Annotated in this window: 21 protein-coding genes; 12 read left to right on the top strand and 9 right to left on the bottom strand. The window is 70.5% G+C overall.

The features are described 5' to 3' along the window. Positions 1 to 1,327: chaperonin GroEL (gene groL, locus QOZ89_RS43460; protein ID WP_312630041.1), on the bottom strand; the 1,327-nt coding region annotated here is incomplete at its 3' end. Between the two features lie 188 nt (positions 1,328 to 1,515). Here groL and QOZ89_RS43465 point away from each other — a divergent pair. Both QOZ89_RS43465 and QOZ89_RS43470 read left to right on the top strand, forming a co-directional pair. Next, complete coding sequence (locus tag QOZ89_RS43465; protein WP_312630043.1) at positions 1,516 to 1,686, top strand: hypothetical protein; 171 nt, start codon at positions 1,516 to 1,518, stop codon at positions 1,684 to 1,686. Between the two features lie 303 nt (positions 1,687 to 1,989). Next, positions 1,990 to 3,204: a zinc-dependent alcohol dehydrogenase gene (locus QOZ89_RS43470; RefSeq protein ID WP_071050113.1), complete on the top strand. Its 1,215-nt coding sequence runs from the start codon at positions 1,990 to 1,992 to the stop codon at positions 3,202 to 3,204. Positions 3,205 to 3,447: 243 nt separating this feature from the next. On the opposite strand, the gene QOZ89_RS43475 is transcribed toward QOZ89_RS43470, so the two are convergent. Both QOZ89_RS43475 and QOZ89_RS43480 read right to left on the bottom strand, forming a co-directional pair. Continuing rightward, a complete protein-coding gene (locus tag QOZ89_RS43475; RefSeq protein WP_071050114.1) occupies positions 3,448 to 4,113 on the bottom strand; it encodes a response regulator in 666 nt (221 codons plus the stop codon). Further along, positions 4,110 to 5,222 carry a sensor histidine kinase gene (locus QOZ89_RS43480; RefSeq protein ID WP_312630045.1) on the bottom strand — a complete coding sequence of 371 codons (1,113 nt, stop codon included), beginning with the start codon at positions 5,220 to 5,222 and terminating at the stop codon, positions 4,110 to 4,112. The genes QOZ89_RS43475 and QOZ89_RS43480 overlap by 4 nt, the downstream gene beginning before the upstream one ends. A gap of 163 nt (positions 5,223 to 5,385) precedes the next feature. Here QOZ89_RS43480 and QOZ89_RS43485 point away from each other — a divergent pair, with 163 nt between their 5' ends. Both QOZ89_RS43485 and QOZ89_RS43490 read left to right on the top strand, forming a co-directional pair. Next, positions 5,386 to 6,108 (top strand): DUF4386 domain-containing protein, encoded by a 723-nt coding sequence (locus QOZ89_RS43485; RefSeq protein WP_131803991.1) that lies wholly within the window; start codon positions 5,386 to 5,388, stop codon positions 6,106 to 6,108. A 445-nt stretch (positions 6,109 to 6,553) separates the two neighbouring features. Further along, on the top strand, positions 6,554 to 7,612 hold the full coding sequence (locus QOZ89_RS43490; RefSeq protein ID WP_312630049.1) for a serine/threonine protein kinase: 1,059 nt from the start codon (positions 6,554 to 6,556) through the stop codon (positions 7,610 to 7,612). A 193-nt stretch (positions 7,613 to 7,805) separates the two neighbouring features. On the opposite strand, the gene QOZ89_RS43495 is transcribed toward QOZ89_RS43490, so the two are convergent. After that, positions 7,806 to 8,639: a DNA-formamidopyrimidine glycosylase family protein gene (locus tag QOZ89_RS43495; protein WP_312630051.1), complete on the bottom strand. Its 834-nt coding sequence runs from the start codon at positions 8,637 to 8,639 to the stop codon at positions 7,806 to 7,808. Between the two features lie 158 nt (positions 8,640 to 8,797). On the opposite strand from QOZ89_RS43495, the gene QOZ89_RS43500 reads away from it, so the two are divergent. After that, positions 8,798 to 9,577, top strand: a complete 780-nt coding sequence (locus QOZ89_RS43500; RefSeq protein ID WP_312630053.1) for a class I SAM-dependent methyltransferase — start codon at positions 8,798 to 8,800, stop codon at positions 9,575 to 9,577. Positions 9,578 to 9,754: 177 nt separating this feature from the next. Here QOZ89_RS43500 and QOZ89_RS43505 read toward each other — a convergent pair whose 3' ends face one another. After that, positions 9,755 to 9,913, bottom strand: coding sequence for a hypothetical protein (locus tag QOZ89_RS43505; protein WP_312630055.1), 159 nt, complete (start codon positions 9,911 to 9,913; stop codon positions 9,755 to 9,757). Positions 9,914 to 10,426: 513 nt separating this feature from the next. On the opposite strand from QOZ89_RS43505, the gene QOZ89_RS43510 reads away from it, so the two are divergent. Together QOZ89_RS43510 and QOZ89_RS43515 are read left to right on the top strand one after the other, a co-directional pair. Continuing rightward, on the top strand, positions 10,427 to 10,696 hold the full coding sequence (locus QOZ89_RS43510) for a hypothetical protein (protein ID WP_312630057.1): 270 nt from the start codon (positions 10,427 to 10,429) through the stop codon (positions 10,694 to 10,696). A 469-nt stretch (positions 10,697 to 11,165) separates the two neighbouring features. Continuing rightward, a complete protein-coding gene (locus tag QOZ89_RS43515) occupies positions 11,166 to 12,710 on the top strand; it encodes an alpha/beta hydrolase domain-containing protein (RefSeq protein WP_241841744.1) in 1,545 nt (514 codons plus the stop codon). Positions 12,711 to 12,887: 177 nt separating this feature from the next. Here QOZ89_RS43515 and QOZ89_RS43520 read toward each other — a convergent pair whose 3' ends face one another. From QOZ89_RS43520 to QOZ89_RS43530, 3 genes are all read right to left on the bottom strand, one after another. Continuing rightward, on the bottom strand, positions 12,888 to 13,493 hold the full coding sequence (locus tag QOZ89_RS43520; protein WP_071049031.1) for a TetR/AcrR family transcriptional regulator: 606 nt from the start codon (positions 13,491 to 13,493) through the stop codon (positions 12,888 to 12,890). Positions 13,494 to 13,688: 195 nt separating this feature from the next. Then, positions 13,689 to 14,336: a TetR family transcriptional regulator gene (locus QOZ89_RS43525; RefSeq protein WP_071049030.1), complete on the bottom strand. Its 648-nt coding sequence runs from the start codon at positions 14,334 to 14,336 to the stop codon at positions 13,689 to 13,691. 219 nt (positions 14,337 to 14,555) lie between these two features. Continuing rightward, a complete protein-coding gene (locus QOZ89_RS43530) occupies positions 14,556 to 15,935 on the bottom strand; it encodes an alpha/beta hydrolase domain-containing protein (protein ID WP_312630060.1) in 1,380 nt (459 codons plus the stop codon). Between the two features lie 673 nt (positions 15,936 to 16,608). Between QOZ89_RS43530 and QOZ89_RS43535 the strand changes: the two genes are divergently transcribed. From QOZ89_RS43535 to QOZ89_RS43545, 3 genes are read left to right on the top strand one after another with little or no spacing between them, the layout of a single operon-like run. Further along, on the top strand, positions 16,609 to 18,138 hold the full coding sequence (locus QOZ89_RS43535; RefSeq protein WP_312630062.1) for a phytoene desaturase family protein: 1,530 nt from the start codon (positions 16,609 to 16,611) through the stop codon (positions 18,136 to 18,138). Beyond that, entirely contained in the window at positions 18,135 to 19,010 is an 876-nt protein-coding gene (locus QOZ89_RS43540; protein WP_198543250.1) for a fatty acid desaturase, read from the top strand. Before QOZ89_RS43535 ends, QOZ89_RS43540 begins: the two co-directional genes overlap by 4 nt. Next, complete coding sequence (locus QOZ89_RS43545; protein WP_071049028.1) at positions 19,003 to 19,608, top strand: TetR/AcrR family transcriptional regulator; 606 nt, start codon at positions 19,003 to 19,005, stop codon at positions 19,606 to 19,608. The genes QOZ89_RS43540 and QOZ89_RS43545 overlap by 8 nt, the downstream gene beginning before the upstream one ends. A 30-nt stretch (positions 19,609 to 19,638) precedes the next feature. Here the strand turns inward: QOZ89_RS43545 and QOZ89_RS43550 are convergent, their stop codons facing one another. Beyond that, positions 19,639 to 19,962 (bottom strand): hypothetical protein, encoded by a 324-nt coding sequence (locus QOZ89_RS43550; protein ID WP_071049027.1) that lies wholly within the window; start codon positions 19,960 to 19,962, stop codon positions 19,639 to 19,641. Between the two features lie 501 nt (positions 19,963 to 20,463). Here QOZ89_RS43550 and QOZ89_RS43555 point away from each other — a divergent pair. Together QOZ89_RS43555 and QOZ89_RS43560 are read left to right on the top strand one after the other, a co-directional pair. Continuing rightward, positions 20,464 to 22,173 (top strand): MFS transporter, encoded by a 1,710-nt coding sequence (locus tag QOZ89_RS43555; RefSeq protein WP_312630066.1) that lies wholly within the window; start codon positions 20,464 to 20,466, stop codon positions 22,171 to 22,173. 109 nt (positions 22,174 to 22,282) lie between these two features. Then, entirely contained in the window at positions 22,283 to 22,690 is a 408-nt protein-coding gene (locus QOZ89_RS43560) for a nuclear transport factor 2 family protein (RefSeq protein ID WP_071049024.1), read from the top strand. The last annotated feature ends 291 nt before the right edge of the window (positions 22,691 to 22,981 follow it).

Here is a 22,981-nt window from a genome sequence, read left to right on the forward strand (position 1 = left end):
GCTTGACGATGTTCGCGCCGGTGAGCTCGTCGCCGCTGAGGTCCAACTTGTCGAAGGCACTGATCGAGGCCTGGAGCAGGGCGACGCCACCGCCGGCGACGATGCCCTCCTCGACGGCCGCCTTCGCGTTCGAGACGGCGTCCTCGATCCGGTGCTTCTTCTCCTTGAGCTCGACCTCGGTCGCCGCGCCCACCTTGACGACGGCGACGCCGCCGGCGAGCTTGGCCAGCCGCTCCTGCAGCTTCTCGCGGTCGTAGTCCGAGTCTGACTTCTCGATCTCGTTGCGGATCTGGCTGACCCGGCCCGAGATCTGGTCGGTGTCGCCAGCGCCCTCGACGATGGTCGTCTCGTCCTTGGTGACGACGACCTTGCGGGCCTTGCCCAGCAGATCGACGGTGGTGCCCTCGAGCTTGAGGCCGACATCCTCGGAGATCACCTGGCCACCGGTCAGGATCGCGATGTCACCAAGCATCGCCTTACGGCGGTCACCGAAACCGGGGGCCTTCACCGCGACGCTCTTGAACGTGCCACGGATCTTGTTGACCACCAGGGTCGCCAGCGCCTCACCCTCGACGTCCTCAGCGATGATCGCCAGCGGCTTGCTCGCCTGCATGACCTTCTCCAGCAACGGGAGCAGGTCCTTGACCGCCGAGATCTTGCTGTTGACGATCAGGATGTACGGGTCGTCGAGGACGGCCTCCTGACGGTCGGCGTCCGTGACGAAGTACGGCGAGATGTAGCCCTTGTCGAAGCGCATACCCTCGGTGAGCTCAAGCTCCAACCCGAAGGTGTTGCTCTCCTCGACAGTGACGACGCCTTCCTTGCCGACCTTGTCGAGCGCCTCGGCGATCAGGGCACCGATCGCCGGGTCACCCGCGGAGATCGACGCGGTCGAGGCGATCTGCTCCTTGGTCTCGACCTCCTTGGCCTGCTTCGAGAGCTCCTCGGAGACACTCTCGACAGCGACCTCGATGCCCTTCTTCAGGCTCAGCGGGTTCGCACCCGCGGCCACGTTGCGCAGGCCCTCACGGACCAGCGCCTGGGCCAGGATCGTCGCGGTGGTCGTGCCGTCACCCGCGACGTCGTTGGTCTTCTTCGCGACTTCCTTGACGAGCTCGGCGCCGATCTTCTCGTACGGGTCCTCGAGCTCGATCTCCTTGGCGATGGAGACACCGTCGTTGGTGATCGTGGGTACGCCCCACTTCTTCTCCAGAACGACGTTACGGCCCTTCGGACCAAGCGTGACCTTCACGGCGTCGGCCAGCTGGTTCATGCCGCGCTCCAGGCCGCGCCGCGCCTCCTCATCGAAGGCAATGATCTTCGACATATGGGTGCTTCCTCCTGAGGCTCAAGCCCGTGTGGAGGAGTGTCGGCCGCCCGCAGCGCCCGCGACGAAGGCGATGCTCCAGGCTGCGGCAAGGCACCCTTCACGCCACTGGTTAGCACTCGACCCTACTGAGTGCTAACCCCCTGTATAGCCCCTGGCGAGCAGGAACGCAATGGGCCGACCCGCCCGTGGCCCGGGACACGGGCGACGAGCGGGCGGCCGTAGGCGTACCTACCCCCAACCTGGCCGCCATCCTGAACCAGCTCAACACCGTCCTGCTCACCCAGTATCCGGACAGCGAACGGTTCCTCACCGTCGCGCACCTCGACGTTCGCGAAAGCCGACGAGGCGCACCGTGACCGTCTGCTCCGCGGGCCACACCCGGTCCTGCTCCGCCGCGACCGCACCGTGACCCCGTGTCGGCGATTACGCGACCCGAGCCCGCCACATTTCGGGAATGCCACTCAATTCCCTCTCACCCACTCGCCTCGCCGGGCGTCGACGCCCCGCTCGGGCGATAGTTACCTGTGGCGATGGAATGAGCCTGCCGTGTCGTCGATGTTGGTGTGTCAAGCAGCGGACTGGAGTTCCGCTGTGAATCGGCCCGGCGGGCGTTCGCGATCAGTACCGCGAACCACGGGGGAAGAAAGGGGCGGAAGGCGATGAGAGCAGTCGTGTGGCACGGCGTGGGCGATATCCGCCTTGATACCGTCACCGAACCGAAGATCGAACAGCCGACCGACGCCGTCGTTCGCATCACCACCGCGGCGATCTGCGGTACGGACCTGCATTTCGTCCGGGGCACGGTACCGGGGATGAAGCCGGGCACCATCATCGGGCACGAAGGGGTCGGCGTAGTCGAAGATGTCGGCCAGAGCGTCCGCAACTTCAGGCGCGGCGATCGGGTGCTGCTGTCCGCCGTCCTCGGTTGCGGCTCCTGCACCTACTGCCGCAGCGGCTATTTCGCCCAGTGCGACGATGTCAATCCTTACGGTCGCAGGTCCGGATCGGCCTTTTACGGCGCTCCGAAGGACAACGGCTCGTTCGACGGGCTGCAGGCCGAGTACGCCCGCGTGCCCTACGCCCACACCAACCTGTTCCGGCTGCCGGACTCGATCTCCGATGATCAGGCGATCCCGCTGTCGGATATCTACCCCACCGGTTACTTCGGCGCGGTCATCGCCGAAGTATCGGATGGCGACGTGGTGGCGGTCTGGGGCAGTGGGCCGGTGGGACAGTTCGCCATTCTGTCCTCGTTCCAGCGCGGCGCGGCGCGAGTGATCGCGATCGATGGCCACGCCGACCGGCTGGAACGCGCCCAGACGCTGGGAGCCGAGGTGGTCAACTTCAACGAAGAGGACCCCGTCGAGGCACTCCTGGATCTGACGCGCGGTGTCGGTCCCGACCGGGCCATCGACGCCGTGGGGGTGGACGCGGAAAGCCCGAAGTCCGGCCCCGCCGCCGCCAGGGCCCGCGAGCAGGACGATCAGCACCGCGAGGAGCTGCGGCAGATCGCCCCCGAGACGAACGAGCACAACGGACACTGGAAGCCTGGCGACGCGCCGACGCAGGCCCACTCCTGGGCGGTCGAGAGCCTGGCCAAGGCGGGCACGCTGGGCATCATCGGGGTATATCCGCCGACCGACAGGTTCTTCCCGATCGGCACCGCGATGAACAAGAACCTCACCATCAACATGGGAAACGGCAACCACCCGCGGTACATCCCGAAGCTGCTGGCCATGGTGGAATCGGGGGTGGCGAACCCAGAGAAGGTAGTCACCCAGCACGAGCCGATGCGGGACGTGCTCGCGGCCTACGAGGAGTTCGACCTGCGCCGCCCTGGCTGGCTCAAGGTCGTCCTGGACCCGACCAGCTAACCCGCATTCGGGACTGTCGGGTTGTCGGGAGTCGAGGCATCACCAAACCGGCGACGGCTCCGCACGCCTCGGCTCCTCACGACGCAAGACGCTCAGACGCAAGACGTTCAGCGGGGCTTCCCTCGGAGCTGTCCGGGGAACGGACCGGCCCGGCCGAGATCAGGCGGCCCAGGCCGGTGTAGTCCAGAGCTGGTCGGCGACCCGCGGGGCCGCCGACCAGCAGGTTTCCGATGCTCGCGACGGTCAGGGCAGCCAGCCGGGGCGGACCAGGCCGGCCTCGTACGCGAACACCACGAGCTGTGCCCGGTCACGGGCGCCGAGCTTGACCATCGCGCGCGAGACGTGGGTCTTGGCCGTGGCCGGGCTCACCGTCAGCCGGGCGGCGATCTCGTCGTTGGACAGGCCGGTGCCGGCCAGCGTGACCACCTCCCGTTCCCGGTCGGTGAGCTCGGCCAGCTTCCGCGGCGGGGCCGGTGTGGAGGTCCGGGCCGCGAACTGCTCGATGACCCGCCGGGTGACGCTCGGCGACAGCAGGCCGTCGCCGGCCGCCACAACCCGGACGGCGTGAATGAGCTCGGCCGGCTGGGTGCTCTTCACCAGGAACCCGGCCGCGCCGGACCGCAGCGCCTCGCCAACGTATTCGTCCAGCTCGAACGTGGTGAGAACGACGATCCGGATCCCGGCCAGCGCCGGATCGGCGGCGATCTGCCGGGTCGCGGCCAGGCCGTCGACGCCCGGCATGCGGATGTCCATGAGGATCACGTCCGGGCGCAACTGCCGCGCCAGCCGGATGGCGTGCGTGCCGTCGCCTGCCTCGCCGACCACCTCGAGGTCCGGCTCGGCGTCCAGCAGCGCTCGGAAACCGGCCCGGACCAGCGCCTGGTCGTCCGCGAGGACCACCCGGATCACGGCGCGGGCTCCGGGTCGAGGGGCAGGCTGGCGCGCACCTGCCAGCCACCGTCCGGCGACGGCCCGGCCCACAGCGCGCCGCCCAGCGCGGCCGCCCGCTCGCGCATACCGGTGATCCCGTTGCCCGCCGGAGTGTCCGCCGGTTCCTGTGCCTTGCCACCGTTCTGGATTTTGATCACCAGCGCCCGTGGCCCGTACTCGACGGTGACGGTGGCGGCGGCGTCCGGCCCGGCGTGCCGGCGCACATTGGTGAGTGCCTCCTGGACGATTCGGTAGGCCGCCCGGTCGGTACCGGCGGGCAGCGGCCGGGGCTCGCCGCTGACCTCGGTCCGGACCGGCAGGCCGGCGTCGGCGGTCAGCGCCTCGAGCAGGTCCAGCCCGGGCGCAGGCGCGCGCGGGGCGCCCTGAACGGGTGAGTACAGCGTGCTGAGCACGGACTGGACCTCGCGCAGCGCCTCGGCGCTGGCCTGCTGGATCGTGTCGAGAGCGATCCTGGCCTGCTCCGGCTCGCGTCCCATCAGGTGCAGGCCGACGCCGGCCCGTACGTTGATCAGTGAAAGGTGGTGGCCGAGCACGTCGTGCAGCTCGGCCGCGATCCGCAGCCTTTCCTCGCTGGCCTGCCGGCGCTGCCGCTCCTCGTTCAGCCGCCGTCGCTCCTGCCTCGACTGCCGGATCAGCCGGGCGACGGGCGCGGTGACCTCCGCGAAGAGGCCCACGCCGGTGACGATCGCCGCCGCGACCAACGCCCGGTCCGCGGTGGGGGCGCTGACCCCGAACCACACGGCATACCCGACGGCCGCGGCCGGCCAGACCAGCAGGCGGTACCCGGCGAGGATCGCGGCCGACGCGGCGATCATCGGCGCCAGAAACGTCAGGCCGGGCGGGCCGCCCAGCAGGAGATACGCCAGGATGGCCCCGGTCACGATGAGGAAGTTCCGCCGGGGGAACAGGTGCCGGTCGGCCAGCGCCAGTCCACTCAGAACCAGCAGCACGTAACCGATGACGCCGGCCTGCCCACGGGTGGTTATCGCGGTGCCCGCGGCCTGCACCAACACGGTCAGCAGCGCCAGCCCAGGATGCGACCCCGAGCCGCGGTTGGACGAGGTCATGCCGGCACTGTAGGGGAACGGCGCCCGCCTCGGCTCTGCCTTGTGGAGGCAACCCGGCTACTCCCCCAGTGGTAGGCGGCGCCTGGTGTACGACGAGGGGAGCAGGTACATAGCCGACGCCGAAACGACGTGGCCCGACGCCGGTACCGACACGCTTTCCCGCATGACGGCAAACACGCTCCCCGCGATCCGCCCGGTCGACGCGTCCCAACGCCGCGCCGCGCGGGTGGTGGGATTCCTGTACCTGTTCCTGATGGTGACCGGCGCGTTCGCCCAGATCTACGTTCCGGGCCAGTTCCCGGGTGGCGCGGACGGGTCCAGCCTGACAGCCGACACCGTCCGGCAGATCGTCGACGACGAGCGGTTGTTGCGCCTCGGCGCCGCCGTGGACGTGCTCACCAACGCCGGCGACGTGGCGTTGGCGGCGGCGTACTACGTCCTGCTCCGGCCGGTCAGCCGGGGTCTCGCCGTGCTGGGCGCGTTCTGGCGGGTGGTCCAGGCAGCGATCGTCGCCGGGTACGCGATCACGACGATCGTCGTTCTCCAGCTCGTGAGCGGCGCGGACGAGGTGCGCGCGCTCACCGAGGACCAGGCCGCGGCGCTGGCCTGGGTCGCGACGAGCTCGCACCAGACCGGGTACAGCCTCGGGTTCGTGTTCCTCGGCCTCGGTTCGACGGTCTTCGCCTATCTCCTGTTCCGCTCCGGGTACGTACCGCGGCCGCTGGCGGCCTGGGGAATCTTCTCGTCCGCGCTGCTGACGGCGGGCAGCCTGATCACGATCGTCTTCCCCGGGGCGACCTCGGTCGTCAACCCGGCCCTGTACGCCCCCATGTTCATCTTCGAGGTGACCACCGGCCTGTGGCTGCTGATCCGAGGCATACGGTGAACCGTATTCCCGCCGATTCCGGTGCCGCTCACGGCGGCTACCAGCCCTCGCGTTCTGACGGGCCAACGGCGGCATCTCTGTTTCCCGGCAGATCTACCACGAGGCCGCGCGGCAGCGGTCCGCGCAGGCAACCGGGACCACCGTCGGGTCGGGGCGGTGCTCGACCGGTGACGAACCGGTGGCGCCGCTCACGGCACGCGGAGTACGACGTACCCGAACAGCAGTCAAACTTTTCGTGAAGCAGGGGTGCGCCCCGGGGCAAGCGGTTAGCCTCCGAACCGGACATTCGACGCGAATGCGGGGTTTCCGATCCTGATGTTAGGTGAGGCTGCAGCCAAGGATCTGCAGGTCGGACGCAGCCGGCTCACGGCACGACCGGTTCCGGGATCGCGCACCGGGAACTGGGCGTCAGCGGGGGGCCGACGGCCGAGAACGGCAGATCACCATGGATGACGGTACCCAGGGCGACCCCGGCAAGGACGAGCGCGTCCCCGCAGCCCATGACCACCCCAGGAACATCGGGACGGGCGGGCAGCCGCCGGGCCCGTCCGTCCCAGGCGCGTCCGGCCCCGCTGGGTACGGGGCCTTCCTCGAATCCTGGCGGCGGTCTTCACCCGCCCCCCGGCCGCGGAGCGGAGTCCCCTGGCGCGTCTGGGTGGTCAGCATCGCGACAGCGGGGTTCGCCGCCTCGGTGACCATGATCATCCTGGTCGCCGTCACCACGAGCGGCGGCTCGGCCATGGCGACGAACAGCCCCGCACTGATCACGTCCGCGGCGAACCGAAACCCCGACCGCGCCGCGCGGCCCGGCGCAGCGGCCGCACCGGGCACCGAAGAAACGCCGGCCGACCTCCCGAGCGCGCCGGCAGAGCCAGGACACGAGGCCTCGCCACGCTCCGGTGGTGGTTCCGACGCCGGCGCGCCACCTCGGGCGGTCGGTACACAGCCGCCGTCCGCGGTCCTCACGACCCGCGCCGGCACCGTGGCGGGCGAACCGCCGACCGCCGCGCCCGCACAGCAGGCAGCACCCGCGCAGGGATCCGGATCTGGTGCCGGTTCGACGACGAACGCGGGGTCCGGGGCAGGTTCGGGTTCCAGCTCCGGTTCGGCCGGCACCACCGCCGCCCGCACCACCGCGCCGGCGGCCTCCGCTCCCAGCGCGCCGAAGACAAACCCCTACTCCGCCGCCCAGGTGTGCGGCTCCGGCTACTCCCAGGTCGACAGCCACACCCTCACCAGCGGCTCCACGACCGCAAAGATCGTCTTGATGTACAACGGCAGCAACAACTGTGTGGTGACGCTGAAGTCCGGCGCCGGCGTGGGCACGGCCCAGTCGATGTCGGCCTGGGTACAGGCACAGAACGGCTCGTCGAAGGTGACCGACTCGGGCTCCTACGAGTACTACGCGGGTCCGGCCAAGGTGTCCGCGAAGGCGATCTGCGTGAAGTGGGGCGGCAGCCTCGGCGGCGTCTCCTGGGGCAGCGACTGGTCCCACTGCGGCTGACCCGGCTCTGTCGCGTATCGCCACCTGAGCGGCCGGCCCGCCGGGCGGCGGTGACGGCTTCGGTGACGAACGAGGCCTCGCCGTGGCGGAGCACTTCCATGTCCTCGACAAGGCGGTAACCTCGCTCGCTGTTGTCCGGCTCGCCCAAACAGGACCTGTCTCGCGCTACGACCGAATACTGGTACCGCCGACGTCACCAGGCGGGCCCACCGGCAGGCGAGCCCACCGGTGCCGGCCCGCGTTGGCAGCGCGGACACCAGTAGGTGACGCGTCCTTCCTCGGGGGCATCCGACGGCGCCTGCTCAGCCACACGGATGGCCGTGCCGCACCGACGGCACGGCCGCCGACCGCGGCCGTAGACCCACAGGTCCTCGCCCGGCCGCGCCGACCCGGTCGTGACCCGCCTGGGCCGATCCGCGTTGACCACGATCATCTGTCGGGCCCGGCTGACGAGCCTGCCGAGATCGGGAACCTCGCCGACCCGCGTCCACGGCGAGACTCCGGCGACGAAACACGCCTCGATCCGATAGACGTTTCCGAGGCCCGCGAGCACGGTCTGATCCAGCAGGACCGTGCCGATCTCTCGCTCCGGGCGGGCCAGCGCGCTGGCCAGCACCCGGTCGAGGTCCCAGTCCGGCCCGAGCACGTCAGGACCGAGATGGCCCACGACGGTCGATTCGTCAGCGGTCCGCAGGATGTCGAGAACGGGCAGCCGATAGCCGACCGCGACGTGCCGCTCGTTGCCGAGCACCACCCGGATCTGCCAGCCGGGACCGCCACGCCAGGGCTCGCCAGCGGCAAAGGTGCGCCACGCACCGTCCATCCGAAGGTGGGAATGCACCGTCGTGCCGCCGGAGCAACGCATCAGCAGGTGCTTGCCGCGAGGCACCACCTCGAGCACCGTGCTGCCGGTCAGGTTGGCCGTCGCGTACCGCGGCACTCGGAAATCGCTCACAGACAGGACCTGACCAGCCAGTACGTGGTGCAGCCGGCGGGCGGCCTGGAAGACGGTGTCTCCTTCTGGCACAGGCGTCTCCCTCGAACGAGTCCGCCTCCGATTCTTACCGGCCCGCCCTCGGATGGTGCCTCGCCGCCGTCCACGTCCACGTTCGGCCCATTTCGGGAGATGCCCCGCGGCCGGTGTTGCGGCGGTAGAGGTACTCGCGGCGCAGCTAGGCTAACCGCGTGGAACGGGACAAACGGCTACTCCACAGCTCGTCGTTCGGCGCGGCGGCGGTCGCATACGCCGAGCACCGCCCGGACTACGCGCACGCCGCGGTGCGCTGGGCGCTCGAGCCCGCGCCCGGCCCGCGAGTGCTCGACCTCGGCGCCGGAACCGGCAAGCTGACCGCCACGCTGGGCGCGGTGGGCGCCGACGTCATCGCGGTCGAGCCCGACCCGGCGATGCTGACCGAGCTGCGCCGCGGGCTGCCGGCTGTCCGTGCCCTGCCGGGCAGTGCCGAAGCGATACCGCTGCCGGACGCGTCCGTCGATGCCGTGCTGGCCGGCCACGCCCTGCACTGGTTCGACATGGCCGTCGCGGGACCGGAGATAGCCAGGGTCCTTGCGCCCGGAGGCATCCTGGCTGGCCTGTGGAACGTCGTCGACGACCGGGTCGACTGGGTTACCGGACTCGCACGGGTCGGCGGGAGCGCTGCCATTGGCCCGCGCGACCTGCTCAGCAACTGGCGCGCCGAGACGGCGGACCCGCACCTTCCCGACAATGGCCTGGTCGCCCGGTTCGGCTCGCCGGAGCAGGCCGAGTTCTCGCACGGGCAGCGCCGCACCGCCGACTCCCTCGTCGCGAAAATCGCGACGCACGCGGGGATGCTGGTCATGCCAGAACAGGAACAAGACGCCACGCTCGGCCGGATCCGCGCTTTCCTCGCGAGCAGGCCGGAGACCGCCGGTGGCGAGTTCATCCTCCCGATGCTGACCGGCGTGCTGCGCGTCCGGCGGCTGTGAAGCCATCGACCGCCCAATACTCGTGTGAGCGAGTCGCGATTCGTCGACCGGCGCCCGCGGGCCACCACGCCGCCATGCCCTGGTCGGGGTAGGCCCGACCAGAGAAGTGACCTCATCAGGGCGAACGTCATCTCGTCCAGGTCGCTGGCCCGCTCGGGCGGCTATAGGAGGCGGGCCTCAGGATCGGCCATCATCGTCGTGGTCGTGCCCGTCCCACTCCTCGTTGCGCTGGTCGACGCGTTCCCGCCAAGCCGCGGCGTCCGCCGCGCTCGCATACGGGCCTAGACGACGGTGACCAGGGACGTCCGGAGGATTCTCCGGACGCTGGTGCTCCATGCACCACCACCATCCAGTGGGGTTCCACGCCCGCCCATCGGGAGCGTCCGACCCTGCCCGCCCACCCAGTCCGACGGCCGCGGCAGCGCGGCGCAGTAGGTTCGCCATGATCAGATCCCTACCCCGATAAAACCATGATCGATCTTTCATGGCCGCCGGGGCAGGCACTGGCGACGGTTCGCGTCGACAACCGGTATTCACGCAGCGTCTCGGGACCTCGTCCATGTGCCACTGTGGTTGTCCGAGGTCGCCGCGAGCCTGTCCAACGGCGATCCGGGCGGCGCCTCACACGCATCCACGGAGAGTGTTCAGATACACACGGCTGAAATGGCCGTAGAAGGACGACCGCGGCGGGGTGGGGTGAACCTTCAGTCCCACGCGGCCGGCGGCGGGGTGGTTGTCCTCCGAGGCACCGACCCAAGCGCGGATCGTGTCAGATCAGCCTGTCTATGGGCTTGCCCATCTGCCACGGACCGACAAGGCCGAGGTGAACTGTGTCGGACTGGCCTGTCCATGGACGTGCCCATCTGCCACGGTTCGAGCTCGGAAGCCGCCGCCGCCAGCGACACTGGCGCTCCCCCGGTGACGCAGAACCTCGCCATCGCCGCGGTCTTCATCACCGGCCTGGCGATCTGGGACCTGGTCGCCGCCCTGCCCCTGCCACTCGACGTCGCCAGCCGCGAGGGCTCCACGTCCTTCGGCAGGGGCAGGACGCTGAGCACCAGCGTTCCCAGCAGGGTGAAGGCGCTGAAGCTGAGAGCGAGCCCGGCGACCACAAGGTAGGGCCGACGGCTCGCGCGCCGAGCCGCACCATCCTGCTCACCCTGTGTGGTCACGGTTTGCCCGGGTCGCCTCCCCTGGACGCCGCCGGCGAGGAAGACCACCGGCAGGACAGGCAGCACGCAGGGCGAGATACCGGTGATGATCCCGCCGACGATCCCGATCAGAACGAGCGTGATCAGTGCAGACCTCCCACACGATGGCCGACCCGCGATCATCCGCGGCGACGCCCTCGCTGCCCCGCGCAGGCTAGATCCCGACCCTGAGCGCCACATTAAGTCTTCGGCCGGGGTGGACCAGCCGGGTGGGTGGACCAGCCGAACGATCACGAACGAGGCCAACCCGCGGAGCGGCTCTTGACCATGACCCTCTATCGCACTAGTGTCACAAAATCTTGTCGCCACGATCAAGCTTGGTGACGCGTCGTCATCACGCCAGCTCGTCGGCGCCAGCCCAAGACGAAGGAGTGAGCGTGCGATTACGAGGGCGATTAGGGATGCTCGTGGTCATCCCCGCGGTGGCACTGCTGGGTCTTACGGCTTGCGGCGGCGGCAGTGGCGGCGGCAGTGCCGGTAGCGGCGACGACGAGGCGGCCGCGGAGGCGCGATCCCTGCGGGGCGTGACAGTCAGCGGCCCGATCACCACCGGAGACCGGCCGAACGCCTTCGCCGAACCCGCGTTCGATCTTCACGAGTACGGCTACACCTCGCAGGAGTTTCTGTTCGGCGGGCAGGCGAGGGCCTACGCCCCCGCCCCTGGCACCAAGCTCGGCGCCGACGGTCGCTGGGCGTTGAAAGCCGACCGCACCGAACCGTTCAAAAGCCGGCTCCTCGTCATGCGGCCGTCGGATCCGGCGAAGTTCAGTGGAAACGTGTGGCTAACCTGGGTAAACGTGACCGCCGGCTTCGAGATCGGCGACATCACCCGGCAGGGCCTGCGCGACGGCGACGCCATCGTCTACGTCTCGGCGCAGAAGATCGGGCTGGACGGGGTGCCCGGCGGCGAGCGCAACGGCCTACGGGCCTGGGATCCCGAACGATACGGAACGCTGACCCACCCCGGCGACGCGTTCTCCTTCGACATCTTCACCAAGGCCGCGCTCCTGGTCGGCCGCGACCGCGGCAAACTGCCGGTGGACCCGATGAGCGGATTGGACGTACGCCGCGTGCTCGGCACCGGGGCGTCCCAGTCCGCCATCCGCCTGACGGCCTACCTGAACGGGGTCCAGCCCCTGGCCAAGGCGCTGGACGGCGCGCTTCCCATCGCGAGCTTTGGGCACGCGGCAAGCTTCGACACCCCGACCGGCCAGACCGAGGACATCGATGCCATCTTCCGGCGGCCGCCCGTACGCATCCGCGACGACCTCGACATTCCGGTGATCCTGGTGAGCACCGAGACCGAAGCCGAGTCGCTGTACCCGGCCCGCCAGCCCGACTCGGACACGTTCCGGACCTGGGAGATCGCGGGCGCGGCGCACGCCGGCGCGGGGAAGGACAGCATCGGCGACGTCGTCGCCACCCTCACCCGAGACGGTTTGACGTTGCCGACCGGCGCGTCCGGTTCCAGCTCCGGCGCGGTCGCGACGCCGACCCAGCCGAACTCGGTTGACTGGCTTCCGGTGATGTCCGCGGCCCGGCGCGGCCTCGTCGCCTGGTCCCGTGATGGCAAGGCGCCGCCGAAGCTGCCGGTCATCACCATCAAGGGTGATCCGCCACGGGTCCAGCGCGACGAGCACGGCAACGCGCTCGGCGGGATCCGGATGCCCGAGCTTGAGGTGCCGGTCGCCACCTACAGCGGCACCGTCGAGGGCGCCGACCGAATGGCCTCGCTGTTCGGTTCGATGAAACCGTTCCTCCCCGAGCAGGTCCACACCCTCTACCCAAGCCGACAGGACTACCTGACCGCCTACGACGGCGCCGTCGACCGCGCCGTCAGAGCTGGCTACTTCCTCGACCGCGACGCCGAGCCCATCAAGGCCGCGGCTGCGACGGCGGCTGACCAGCTCTTTCCTCGATAGAACTCTTCCCTCGGCAAAGGCCCCGACCGCCCCGCGCCGCTCGTCCACACGCCTGCTCGACCACTCGCGGTATCCAGAGGCCCGGGAGAATCCCCCATGCCTCTGGATACCGCGCCGCTCGAATGCTGTTCCGGCCTGAGTGCTGTGCCCCGCCCGAAGGCTCTGCCGCCGCGGCCGTCAGCCTGGTCCGGCGGCCAGCGCGGCGCTCGCGCGAACCGCCGTCGCGACGACGTCGTCGAAGCAGCTCACCAGGCTCGGCCGGCCTTCCACGAGATAGAGGTGCGCCGCCGTCGTGAACCATCCGCACGCCATGGCCGCGACGATGTGCACCTCGGACGACGACCATGTGGCGTCAGGCCGCTCCAGCAGCGCGGCCACCGCGCGGAGCATGAACACTCGTCCGCCCAGCGAGAGCTGCTCCCCCGCGAGCTCCGGCTCGGTGGTGAGCACCGTCCGGATATGCGCGAGGAGGCGGCGGTCATAGCCCTCATCGCACAGCTCACGAAACACCACGTGCAGGCTCACCAGCGGCGGCTCGGACACGGGCCGCCGCACCAGGCGCCGTAGCGCCACCTCCCGGCGGACCACCAGATGGTCGAAGAGGATCGCTTCCTTGGTCGGGAAGTGGTGAAAGACGGTCCGACGGCCGACCTGGGCGGCCGCGGCGATCTGGTCGATCGTCGTCTCCGCGTAGCCCTGCCGCTGGAACAGATCGAGCGCGGCGTCCGCGATGCGGCGCCGCTTCGCCTCCGGGTTCCGTTCCCGGACCGCCTTCTCCGACACGCGGCGGCATGTTACCCGCGCCCAGCGCCCGGCCGCCCTTCTCCGCCCCGGACCGCTGGTCGTCTACTCCGCGTGAGGTGCCAGAAGGATCAAGCGTCTCGGGCCGGACAACATCGACCTGGAGATCCTCGGGGTCGTCGAGGCCCCCGGGGTGACCACCTGCGCTACCGCGTCGTCAGGTAACCGATGCGCCGCCTACTCGGCATCCAGGGCGGGGTTCCCTCCCTTGCCGGCGGATCCGCGGGTCGGGTTGGTGTCGATGCCGCGTTCGAGTACTTCGAGGCCTTCGGAGATCGCGCTCGCCAGATCGCCGCCGTTGAGGAACCAGTTCGTCTGGGCCGCCTGAATGATTCCTCCCACAGCCCCGGCGAGCAGTGTGGGCAACAGGGCGTCGGCAGGCATATCCAGGCGGGAACGCAGGAAATCGGCGATCACCCTGTGCGTGTTGAGCTGAATTCCACCGAGCACTCCCCGCAACAGCATGGGAGTGGCCGCGATGACCGCTATCCAACGCCGAAGCAGTTCCCCGTCCTCCGCGGTGAACTCTTCCTCGAGTACCAGACGCAGCGAGTGCAGCGGCGGTTCATCGGTGGAACGAGCCGCCAGGGTGGCCCGGAGCTTCTTGCTCCGCCGCTCGATCCTCAACTGCAGGACGTCTTCCTTCGAGGGGAAGTAGCGATAGAAGGTACGGACGGAGATCTGTGCCTCGGCGGCGATCTCTTCGACCGTGGTCTCGATGAACCCTCGCTGCTCGAAGAGCCTGAGCGCGACACCCTCCAGCTCGGAGATCATCATCTCGGAGCGCTTCTCGCTCAGTCGCAGCGCAAGTGATTCGGATGCCACCTCCGACCTCCCGTCCGGTGCTCGGCTCGTTCCTGGCAGCCAGTGAAGGCGCACAGTCAGTCTACGTCAGCCGATTCTGTCCGCCGGCCATTCGCCTCACCGGAGAGCCCCTCTCGTGAGCGTCCGGCGGCCGTGGCGGAAGCTCCAAGGGCAGGTCGGCTGATCGGCGCGCTGAGCCCGAATGCGTCGGGCGCATCCGGGCTCAGCGCGTGAATACTTTTAATTTCCGATCTGCGAGCGTACGGCGGCGTTCTCGAGCTCTACCGCGTCAGCGGGGCGTAGGAAGCCACGAACGACGCCGGCCGCCACCGCCTTGCTCCATTGCACGACGAACTGTCCATGGTTCTTGTAAAGGCCGGCGAGCGTGCCGGCGCTGAAGGGCACGGTAGTTCCGAAGAGGCTACAGAAGGCCGGCGTGTTCCCCACGCCGCCGAGCGTCGCGACCGGGGCGTCGACCTGCGGTGACCGGACGCCACCGAGGGCGTTGCCGTTGGCGTCCTTGGCGAACACCACCGGTGACGTACCCGTCGTCTGCAACGGCTGCCCGCGCGGGGGATCCACGCGGTTCACGACCCACTGGTTCAACCAGTAGACAGCCGCGTCGAGCACCCAGTGCGCGCCACCAGTGTTGATCGGGAGCATGCACGCACCGGCCGAGGTGTTGGTCGGCGGGTTCTGCATGGCGGCCAGGTTCAACACCGCGCCCTGCCCGTCGCCGACGTCCGCCGGCCCGGTCTGCAACCCGTAGTCGTCGAAGTGCGCCGTCCCCGCGACCTCCCACGCGCGGAATCGCTTGGTGTCCGGCTGGCGCGCGGCGAGGTTGCTGTTGAAGACGTCCGTCTCGGTCTGGAAGACGAAGACGGGGACGTTGAGATCGTCGCGGATCAGGGCCGGTGACGGCGCCGGCACGGTGGGGGCTGTCGCGGGCGGTGCCGCCTGCGCCAGGGCCGCGCCGCTGGCATTGCGGCTGTGCACGAGGAACCCGTCATAGACGCGCGCGAGCGGGTGCACCGCGTCGATGTAGGTGACGAGGCGGGCTGCCGACTGCGACTCTCCGGCCGCGATCAGCTTGCGTGGTTTCAGGCCACCCAGCATCAGCGCGGAGTCGCCGCGCAGCGCCTGTCCCGCCTGCGAATAGATGTCGTACGAGTAGCTGTCACCCGGATGGGACAACGGCGCGTACCGCACCGGATCTCCCGGGAGCAGCGCCGGGTTGTTGCCCTTCGCCGTCTGGACGCCGGTCCACTGCGCCGAGACACCGACCCAGGCGAAGCCCTCCCGGACGAGCTCGTTGTGGGTCAACGTCCAGTCCGGCCCGGCGTCGACCCCGCCACTCACGTTGAGCCACTCGACGACAACCGTCCCGTTGAACTTCCTCGGGTCGACGGGGCGCCGGACCACCGCCCGGGTCGTGTAGGGCGCGGTGCCGTTCGGTGACACGGCCCACTTGCCGTCGCTCGTCAGGGGGCTGCCAGACGTGTAGCTGGTCGCGGTGCCCGACAGGAAGAACTCCGACTCCTTGTAGCCGATTTTGGCCAGGTCGAAGTTGGTGGAGAACACGAATTCCGCCGGAGTGCCGCCCGCTACCGGCCCGGTCACGGCCGGCCCCGGCCCGGAGGCTGATGCCGACCCTGCGCCCAGGAGCACGACCGGTAACGCGGCGAGCGTCACCGCCAACGAAGCGAACAGCCCAGATAAAACGGTTCTACGACGTTTCCTCATCCGATCGCTCCCACTAGTCATCGCCCCATCACTGGATTTCCGAGAGAAGCGACGACCAACGCGGGATGGCCAGGGCTGCCGTTGCCACTCGCGGACGAAACGTGGATGAAACGGAACCGTAAAGGGTTATCTGGCCACCGTCAAGGACTGACAGAGGTGACACATCGTGCCATGCATGGCTGGACGTGCCCCCGGACACGGAGCGGGGTCAGCAAGGCCCGCGCCTCCCGGATTGGCGCAGATCGTGGTGCCTCGGACACGGTGGGTGCAGCCACTCGCTGTCGATTGAGGACCACCTCGGCCAGCGGGCCGGAGTCGGGTTGTTCGCGTACCGGGTGTGGACGTGGCGGGCGCCGGGGAGCCACGCGTCGAGGACACGTGGGCGGCCGCGGCCCGGTCGGTGGTCGCCTCTGCCGCGCGGCGGGCGGGGACGGCGGGCGGGGGCGGCGGCGGGGGTGCCGTCCGCGCCCGCCGAGTTCGGTGACGCCCTCGCCGCGAGGCTCGGCCGAGGGGCATTGACTCGCCCGATCTTCCGGCTCATTCTGAACAGATGTTCAGAACGGATGTTCAGGACGCGGGAAAAGAGATCGAGCCGTTCGACGTAGCTGTGATCGGCGGTGGGCCGGCGGGCATGGCGACGGCACTCCGGCTGCAGGCCGCCGGACTTTCGACGGTGGTGCTCGAGGCGCACGGCCATGTCGGCGGGTGCGCGGGCTACTACCGCAAGCGGGGCTTCTCCTTCGACGTGGGTGCCACCACGCTCGTCGACTTCGCTCCTGGCGGAGTCGGCTTCGAGCTGCTGGAGAGCGTGGGAATGAGCCCGTTGGACGCCCGGGAACTGCCGGGCTACGTCGCCCACCTGCCCGATCGCGAGGTCGTGCTGTACCGCGACCCCACGCTGTGGCGCGCGGAGCGGCTGCGCAACCTCGGTGACACCGACCGGCATCGGCGGTTCTGGTCCCTGCTCGACCGGTTGGCGGAGACGTTCTGGCGGGCGAGCCGGGCGGGGGTACGCCTCCCGATACGCGGGCCGGCCGACGCGCTGCACGACCTGCGAGCCGTCGGGGTGACCGGCGTGCCGCTAGCCCGTTACTCGACCTGGACGCTCGGCGACGCCCTGCGCCGCCACCGCCTGCGCGACGACGCCGCTCTCGTCGGGCTCCTGGGAATGCTGGTTGAGGACACCGTGCACGCGGCCGTCGACGACGCGCCGCTGATCAACGCGGCGCTCGGTGTGACGATCCGTGGCGCCGGCCTGAGCCGGCACGCCGGGGGCATGCGCGGCTTCTGGCGCGCGCTCGTGGCGCACTACCGGGGGCTGGGAGGCCAGCTTCGCACGGGCGGCGCGGTCTGGCGGGTAGACGGCGAGACCGGCGCCTACCGGGTGGCGACCCGCCGGGGCGCGGTCCACGCCCGCCGGATCGTGTGCGCGGTACCCGCCGCCACCACGGCCGCGATCTGCGCCGGCCTCCCGGTGGCCGGCAGGCTGCGGGCTTACCTGGAACGCGACGCGGACGCGCTCGGGGGCGCGTGCGTGGTGTTCCTGGGCGTACCCGACGGTGAGACGGCGGGACAGGAACTCACGCACCATCAATTCCTGCACTCGTACGACCAGCCGCTGGGCGATGGAAACAACATGTTCCTCTCCGTCTCCGAACCCGGGGACACCCTCAGCGCGCCGCCGGGGCACCGCGCGGTCATGATCTCCACGCATACCGAGCTGGCCGGCTGGGCCGGGCTCGACAACGCCGCGTACGAGCAGCGGAAGAAATGGATCGGCGAGCTGCTCGTCACCTGTGCCCGGCGCGCCTACCCGTCGCTCGGGGAGCGGGCCGTGATCGCTCAGACGGGCACGCCTCGCAGCTACGAACGGTTCGGGTTCCGCCCGGCGGGCGCCGTCGGGGGTGTCCGCCAGAGCCCGCGCAACACCAATCAGCACGCCGTCCCGCACGACCTCGGCGGCCGCGGCCTCTGGCTGGTCGGCGACTCGACCTGGCCGGGCCTGGGCACGGTGGCCTGCGTGCTGGGCAGCCGCATCGTTGCGGAGGGGATGCTGCGCGAGCGGGGATTCGGCCGATGACCTCGACCGGCCTGCCCAACCCATCCGGGCAGTCCGATCCATCTGGGCAGCCCGGTCCGCCCGGCCTTCCCGAACCGCCCGGCCTTCCCGAACCGCCCACCCTGGCGGACCTCGGCGCGGATCTGCTCGTCACCACCCGCCGGCAGCGGTGGACCGCGCTCGCCCGTCCGTTCGCCGGCGTGCTGTGCTTCACGGCCGCGGCGTGGGCGGGCTGGTGGTGGCTCACGCCGGTGATCGTCTTCGGGATCTTCGTCGCGGTCGTCACGGTCACCCACGACGTGGTACACGGCACGCTCGGCCTTTCTCGGCCCGCCACCGGCTGGGCGCTGTTCGCCATGGGGCTGGTGCTTCTCGAGAGCGGGCACGCCTACCGCGCCACACACACCCGCCATCACCGCCTCTTCCCGCACCACGACGATCCCGAGGGATATCCGGCCGAGCTGTCGCTGCTCGGCGCGGCGTTCTACGGCCCGGTCTTCCTGCCGCGTCTGTGGTGGTGGTCCTACCGCCAGGGACGCGACCGCGGCTGGCTGCTGGTCGAGGCGGCGGCGCCGGCCGCCGCGCTCACGGCGGGCGCGCTGGCCTGGCCGCATACCCAGGGCGTGCTGGTCTACGCGGTGATGGTGATCGCCGGGAGCTGGGTGTACCCCCTCCTGACGGTGTACCTGCCGCACCACGGCTACGGCGACACGCCCCTGACGCAGACCCGGACCCTGCGGGGGAGGATCATTCCGGCCGTGTTCCTCGAGCTCACCTACCATCTCGAGCACCATCTGTACCCGCAGGTGCCCAGCCACCATCTCGCCGCGCTAGCCCGGCGGCTCGACGGCTACCTCGCCGCGCACGGCGTACGGCCGGTGCGGGTTGTCTGACACCCGCGGGCGCATTCTCGACGCCACCCTGACCTGCCTCGTGCGCCACGGTTACGGCGGCACGACCGCGCGGGCGATCGCGCAGGTCGGCGGATTCGCGCCCGGCGTGATCTACTACCACTTCACCGACCTGGACGACGCCCTCGTCGCGGCCCTCGCCCGCACCTGCGAGTCGCGCGTCCAGCGGTACCGGGACCAGCTGTCCGGCATAGACCGGGCCGGGCAGGCCGTGGAGGTGCTCCGCGGGCTCTACCTCGAGGACACCGAGGTCGGACACATCGCCGCCGTCCAGGAGATCTACGCCGGCGCGCGGCCGGGATCGCGGCTGGCCGCCGCCCTGGCGCTGGAAACCCGGCGGTGGGAGGAACTGGCCGTCGAACTGCTCACCACGCTGCTGAACGGCAAGCCGTTCGCCACGGTCGTACGCATGCCCGTGCTCGCGAACGCGGCCGTCGCGTTCTATCTCGGCGCGGAGACGCTCGCCCACCTCGACAACGACTCCTCGCGGATGACCGAGTTCTTCGACCAGGCCGCCAGGCTCGCCGTCTATTTCGACAGGATTCCCCGGCTACGAAAGCGCGGCCACCAGCCTTCCTGACGCCGCCGGAGTGGCCGCGCGGACCTCAGGTCAGGTGAACCGGTCGGCGATGTCGCGCAGTCTGCGGGCCGCGGCGAGGGCGGCCTGGATGTGGTCGGGGCCGAGCAGGGCCGCCGTCCCCTCGATCGTGGCGGCGTAGCGCAGATGCCGGTCTCGGGCATGGTCCCGGCACGGCAGGCAGGTGACGCGTTCGGGATGAGGGGACGTGGAGGCGTACGGCACCTGCGCGCCGCATCCCGTCCGCACCGTGCGCGGGGTGTCGCCGACGAGCCCGAACACGGATGCCGTCACCGCGCGTGTGTCGGCGCTGGTGTTCGGCACGGTCCACTCGACATGCACATGCGGGTCGTCCACGCTCCTCCTTCGAACCCGCTGTCTCGCCCCGGGCCCGCCGGCTCCGGTGGGGGCTCCGGTGGGATGGAGAAGGGTTCGGTGACAGCATGCGCCGCTCCGCGAGATGGCGACCCGCGCAAGGCCGCCCGCGCAATCCTGGAGGCGCTGGACAGCCCCGAGCCGCCGTTGCGGCTGGCACTGGGCGGCGACGCCGTCGACAGCATCGCCACCCACCATGCGGCTGTCAGCATCCATGTTCCATGCCAGGTAAAAGCAGTGGTCCGCGAGTTGTGGCGGCGGCCACATCGGGTGTCTCGCCAGACGGGCGCTGCTACGCTGCCAGGTGCCGCCCATTACGGCGGTGCCGCCGGGATGTTTCCGAACGGTTTCCGGACCGATCTGGCTACGAGGCCAGCCGGGCCGACGTTCGCGGGTGGCACGCCGTGGCCGCCGTGACGCATCCGGGACTCGTCACCCCGCCGGCTGAGCGCCCGACGCGCCTTGGCCGCGAGGTATGCCCTGATGAACGCGTCAGCCGGTCCAAGCACGCTCGAAAACACCCCATTCTCGTCACGATCCGCGACGGCCACGGCCGTGGGCGCCGCCCCCGCCCCCGTCACGGCGGTCCCGGTCGGCCCCGACTTCGGCCCACCGCCCGTCCCGACGACTCCGCCGCCAGTAGCGCGCACCGCCGCCCCCTCCAACACGGCGGCCCCGGGCATTCTGACGCCGGAGGCGCCGCGCGCGGTGAGGCGGCAGGCCGAGGTGCCGGCGGCCGCGTCACTCCCCGCCCGCCAGGTCCTCGAGCCCACCGCGGCCACGCCCGACAACGGCGGCGGCGGCGCCGCCGATGCCGGTGCCGCCGATGCCGGTGCCGCCGATGCCGGTGGCGCATCGGCCTACCGCTGGCTGCTCGGCCTGCCGGGCGCCAAGCCGATGATGGCCGCGGGGCTGCTGGCCCGGCTGCCCGTCGCCATGATCGGCATCGGCGGCATGCTCCTGGTCGCCGCGACCACCGGCTCCTACGGCCTGGCCGGCGCGACGACGGCCGCCATCGCGCTCGCCGGAGCCGCCGCCGGGCCGCTGATCGGCCGCCGCATCGACGTCTCGGGCCCGCGCATGGTGCTGCCGGTGCTCGCCGGCGCACACGTCGTCGCCGGCATCGCCTTCCTCGTCGCCGCGCTCACCCACGCGCCGGCGTCGCTGCTGCTGGTCGCCGCGGCCGCCACCGGCGCGACCCTTCCCCAGGTCGGCCCGGTGGCCCGGCAGCGCTGGGCGAACCGGCTCGGCGACGACCGCCGTCTCGACGCCGCCTATGCGCTGGAGTCCGCGCTCGACGAGGTCTCCTTCGTCACCGGGCCGGCCGCGGCCAGCGTGCTCGCCGGTCTCACGCCGTCGGCCGGCGTGGCGGCCGCACTGCTGTTCGCCGCTGTCGGCACCGCCGCCTTCGCAGCCCTGCCCGCCGTCGCCGCTCCCGCTCCCCCGGTTGCCCCCTCGGTCCACCGACGGGGAGCCGACGCTCGGCGAGGGCCTGGAAGCGGGCCCGGCGAAGCGCCGGCGACCCGCGTCACTCCGACGCGCCGGCGTCCCCGGCGGGAGCCGTCCGTGCTGCGCACCCGAGGCGTGACACCCGTATTGGTGTCGGCCTGCGCCCTCGGGATGTTCTTCGGGACGATGGACGTCGGGCTGATCGCCTACGCCAGGGCGAACGGCTGGGGCGGCGCGGCCGGACTGCTGCCGAGCCTGCTGACGGCGACCAGCCTGGGCGCCGGGGTCACCTACGGCATGATCCGCTGGCGGGCGGGCCTGGTGCGCAGGTATGCCATCACCGCCGCCCTGTTGGCGGCAGCCACCGCCCTGGTTCCGCTCGCCGGCTGGGCGGCCGGCATCGGTGCCGTCGCCGTCGCGGTCGCCCTCGCCGGCCTGCCGCTCGCCCCGATGATCATTACCAGCACCACGATCGTCGGCGAGCTGGTTCCCGCCCATCGCCGCACCGAGGGGTTCAGCTGGATCGTGATCGCCAACGGGGTCGGCGTCGCCGCCGGCGCCCCGTTGGCCGGCGCGGTCGTCGACCAGCGGGGCGTCGACTTGGCACTCCTGGCACTCGCGGCCTGCGGTTTCGCCGTCGCCGCGACGGCACTGCTCGCCGCCCGCCGCCTACACACCGGTCGCAGGGGCCGTGGCGGGATGAATCCAGCGGCACGCCAACGGACAGAAGCAAGTATTCACTAAGTTCTTGTCTCGGTCCGTCGACTCGCCTAGCGTGTCCCGTGCCTCGGCGGGAGGCGGCCGGTCGGCGTCGGGCCTGAAGGCGGACGCCTCTCAGCTGGAGGAGACGAGCATGATCGAGGACAAGGTCGTGACGGCGTTACAGCACCACTGGGAGGACGGCTTCAATCAGTACGACCTCGACCTCGTGATGGGCCCCGTCGACAAGGACGTGGTGTTCAGCTCGCCGTTCGTGCCGCGGCTGACCGGGGACCCCGAGAAGGTGACGATCGACGGGTACGACGCCTTCCGCGAGTACATCGGCGACTCGATGCGCCGCGTCCCCGGCATCCGATACTCCATCGACTCGTCCTTCGTGAGCACCCAGACGGTCGTGTTCGTCTACACCTGCAGCTTTTCCGACGGCCAGTCCAAGACCGGCGCGGACTCCATCCGCCTCAACAAGGCCGGCAAGATCGTCGAATGGCGCTGCCACTACTCCTTCAACCCCGAGGCCATCGACAGCCTGATCCAGGACTGAGCTCTTCCCCACGGGTCACGCCACGGGCAGTCGCCGACGCGCTCCCGACGCCAGTTCGCATCCACCGCCAGCGTTCATCGGTACCCAGCCAGCAAGGCTCAGCCCGTGATCACCAGACGGGTATGCCAACGGGCGCCACGCGCCCCCTCTCGCCTTCTTTGTCCATACCTGGTCCGCGATCAATCCGACCCGCCGGCCTCCGGGCGGGCCAAAGATCGTCGGCCGGGCATGCGGACCCGCCCACCGCCCGGGCCCAGTAAGATCCGCACTGGGCCGAGCGGGCTGATATCT

The sequence above is a fragment of the Pseudofrankia coriaricola genome (assembly GCF_032027725.1).
In the GTDB taxonomy this organism is placed as follows: Bacteria; Actinomycetota; Actinomycetes; order Frankiales; family Frankiaceae; genus Pseudofrankia.

Bases quoted from the DNA above. Each gene is read 5' to 3' on its own strand.
- QOZ89_RS43470 (WP_071050113.1), top strand. From the start codon at position 1,990: ATGAGAGCAGTCGTGTGGCACGGCGTGGGCGATATCCGCCTTGATACC.
- QOZ89_RS43480 (WP_312630045.1), bottom strand. From the start codon at position 5,222: ATGACCTCGTCCAACCGCGGCTCGGGGTCGCATCCTGGGCTGGCGCTG.
- QOZ89_RS43485 (WP_131803991.1), top strand. From the start codon at position 5,386: ATGACGGCAAACACGCTCCCCGCGATCCGCCCGGTCGACGCGTCCCAA.
- QOZ89_RS43490 (WP_312630049.1), top strand. From the start codon at position 6,554: ATGGATGACGGTACCCAGGGCGACCCCGGCAAGGACGAGCGCGTCCCC.
- QOZ89_RS43505 (WP_312630055.1), bottom strand. From the start codon at position 9,913: ATGGAGCACCAGCGTCCGGAGAATCCTCCGGACGTCCCTGGTCACCGT.
- QOZ89_RS43510 (WP_312630057.1), top strand. From the start codon at position 10,427: ATGGACGTGCCCATCTGCCACGGTTCGAGCTCGGAAGCCGCCGCCGCC.
- QOZ89_RS43535 (WP_312630062.1), top strand. From the start codon at position 16,609: ATGTTCAGAACGGATGTTCAGGACGCGGGAAAAGAGATCGAGCCGTTC.
- QOZ89_RS43540 (WP_198543250.1), top strand. From the start codon at position 18,135: ATGACCTCGACCGGCCTGCCCAACCCATCCGGGCAGTCCGATCCATCT.
- QOZ89_RS43555 (WP_312630066.1), top strand. From the start codon at position 20,464: ATGAACGCGTCAGCCGGTCCAAGCACGCTCGAAAACACCCCATTCTCG.
- QOZ89_RS43560 (WP_071049024.1), top strand. From the start codon at position 22,283: ATGATCGAGGACAAGGTCGTGACGGCGTTACAGCACCACTGGGAGGAC.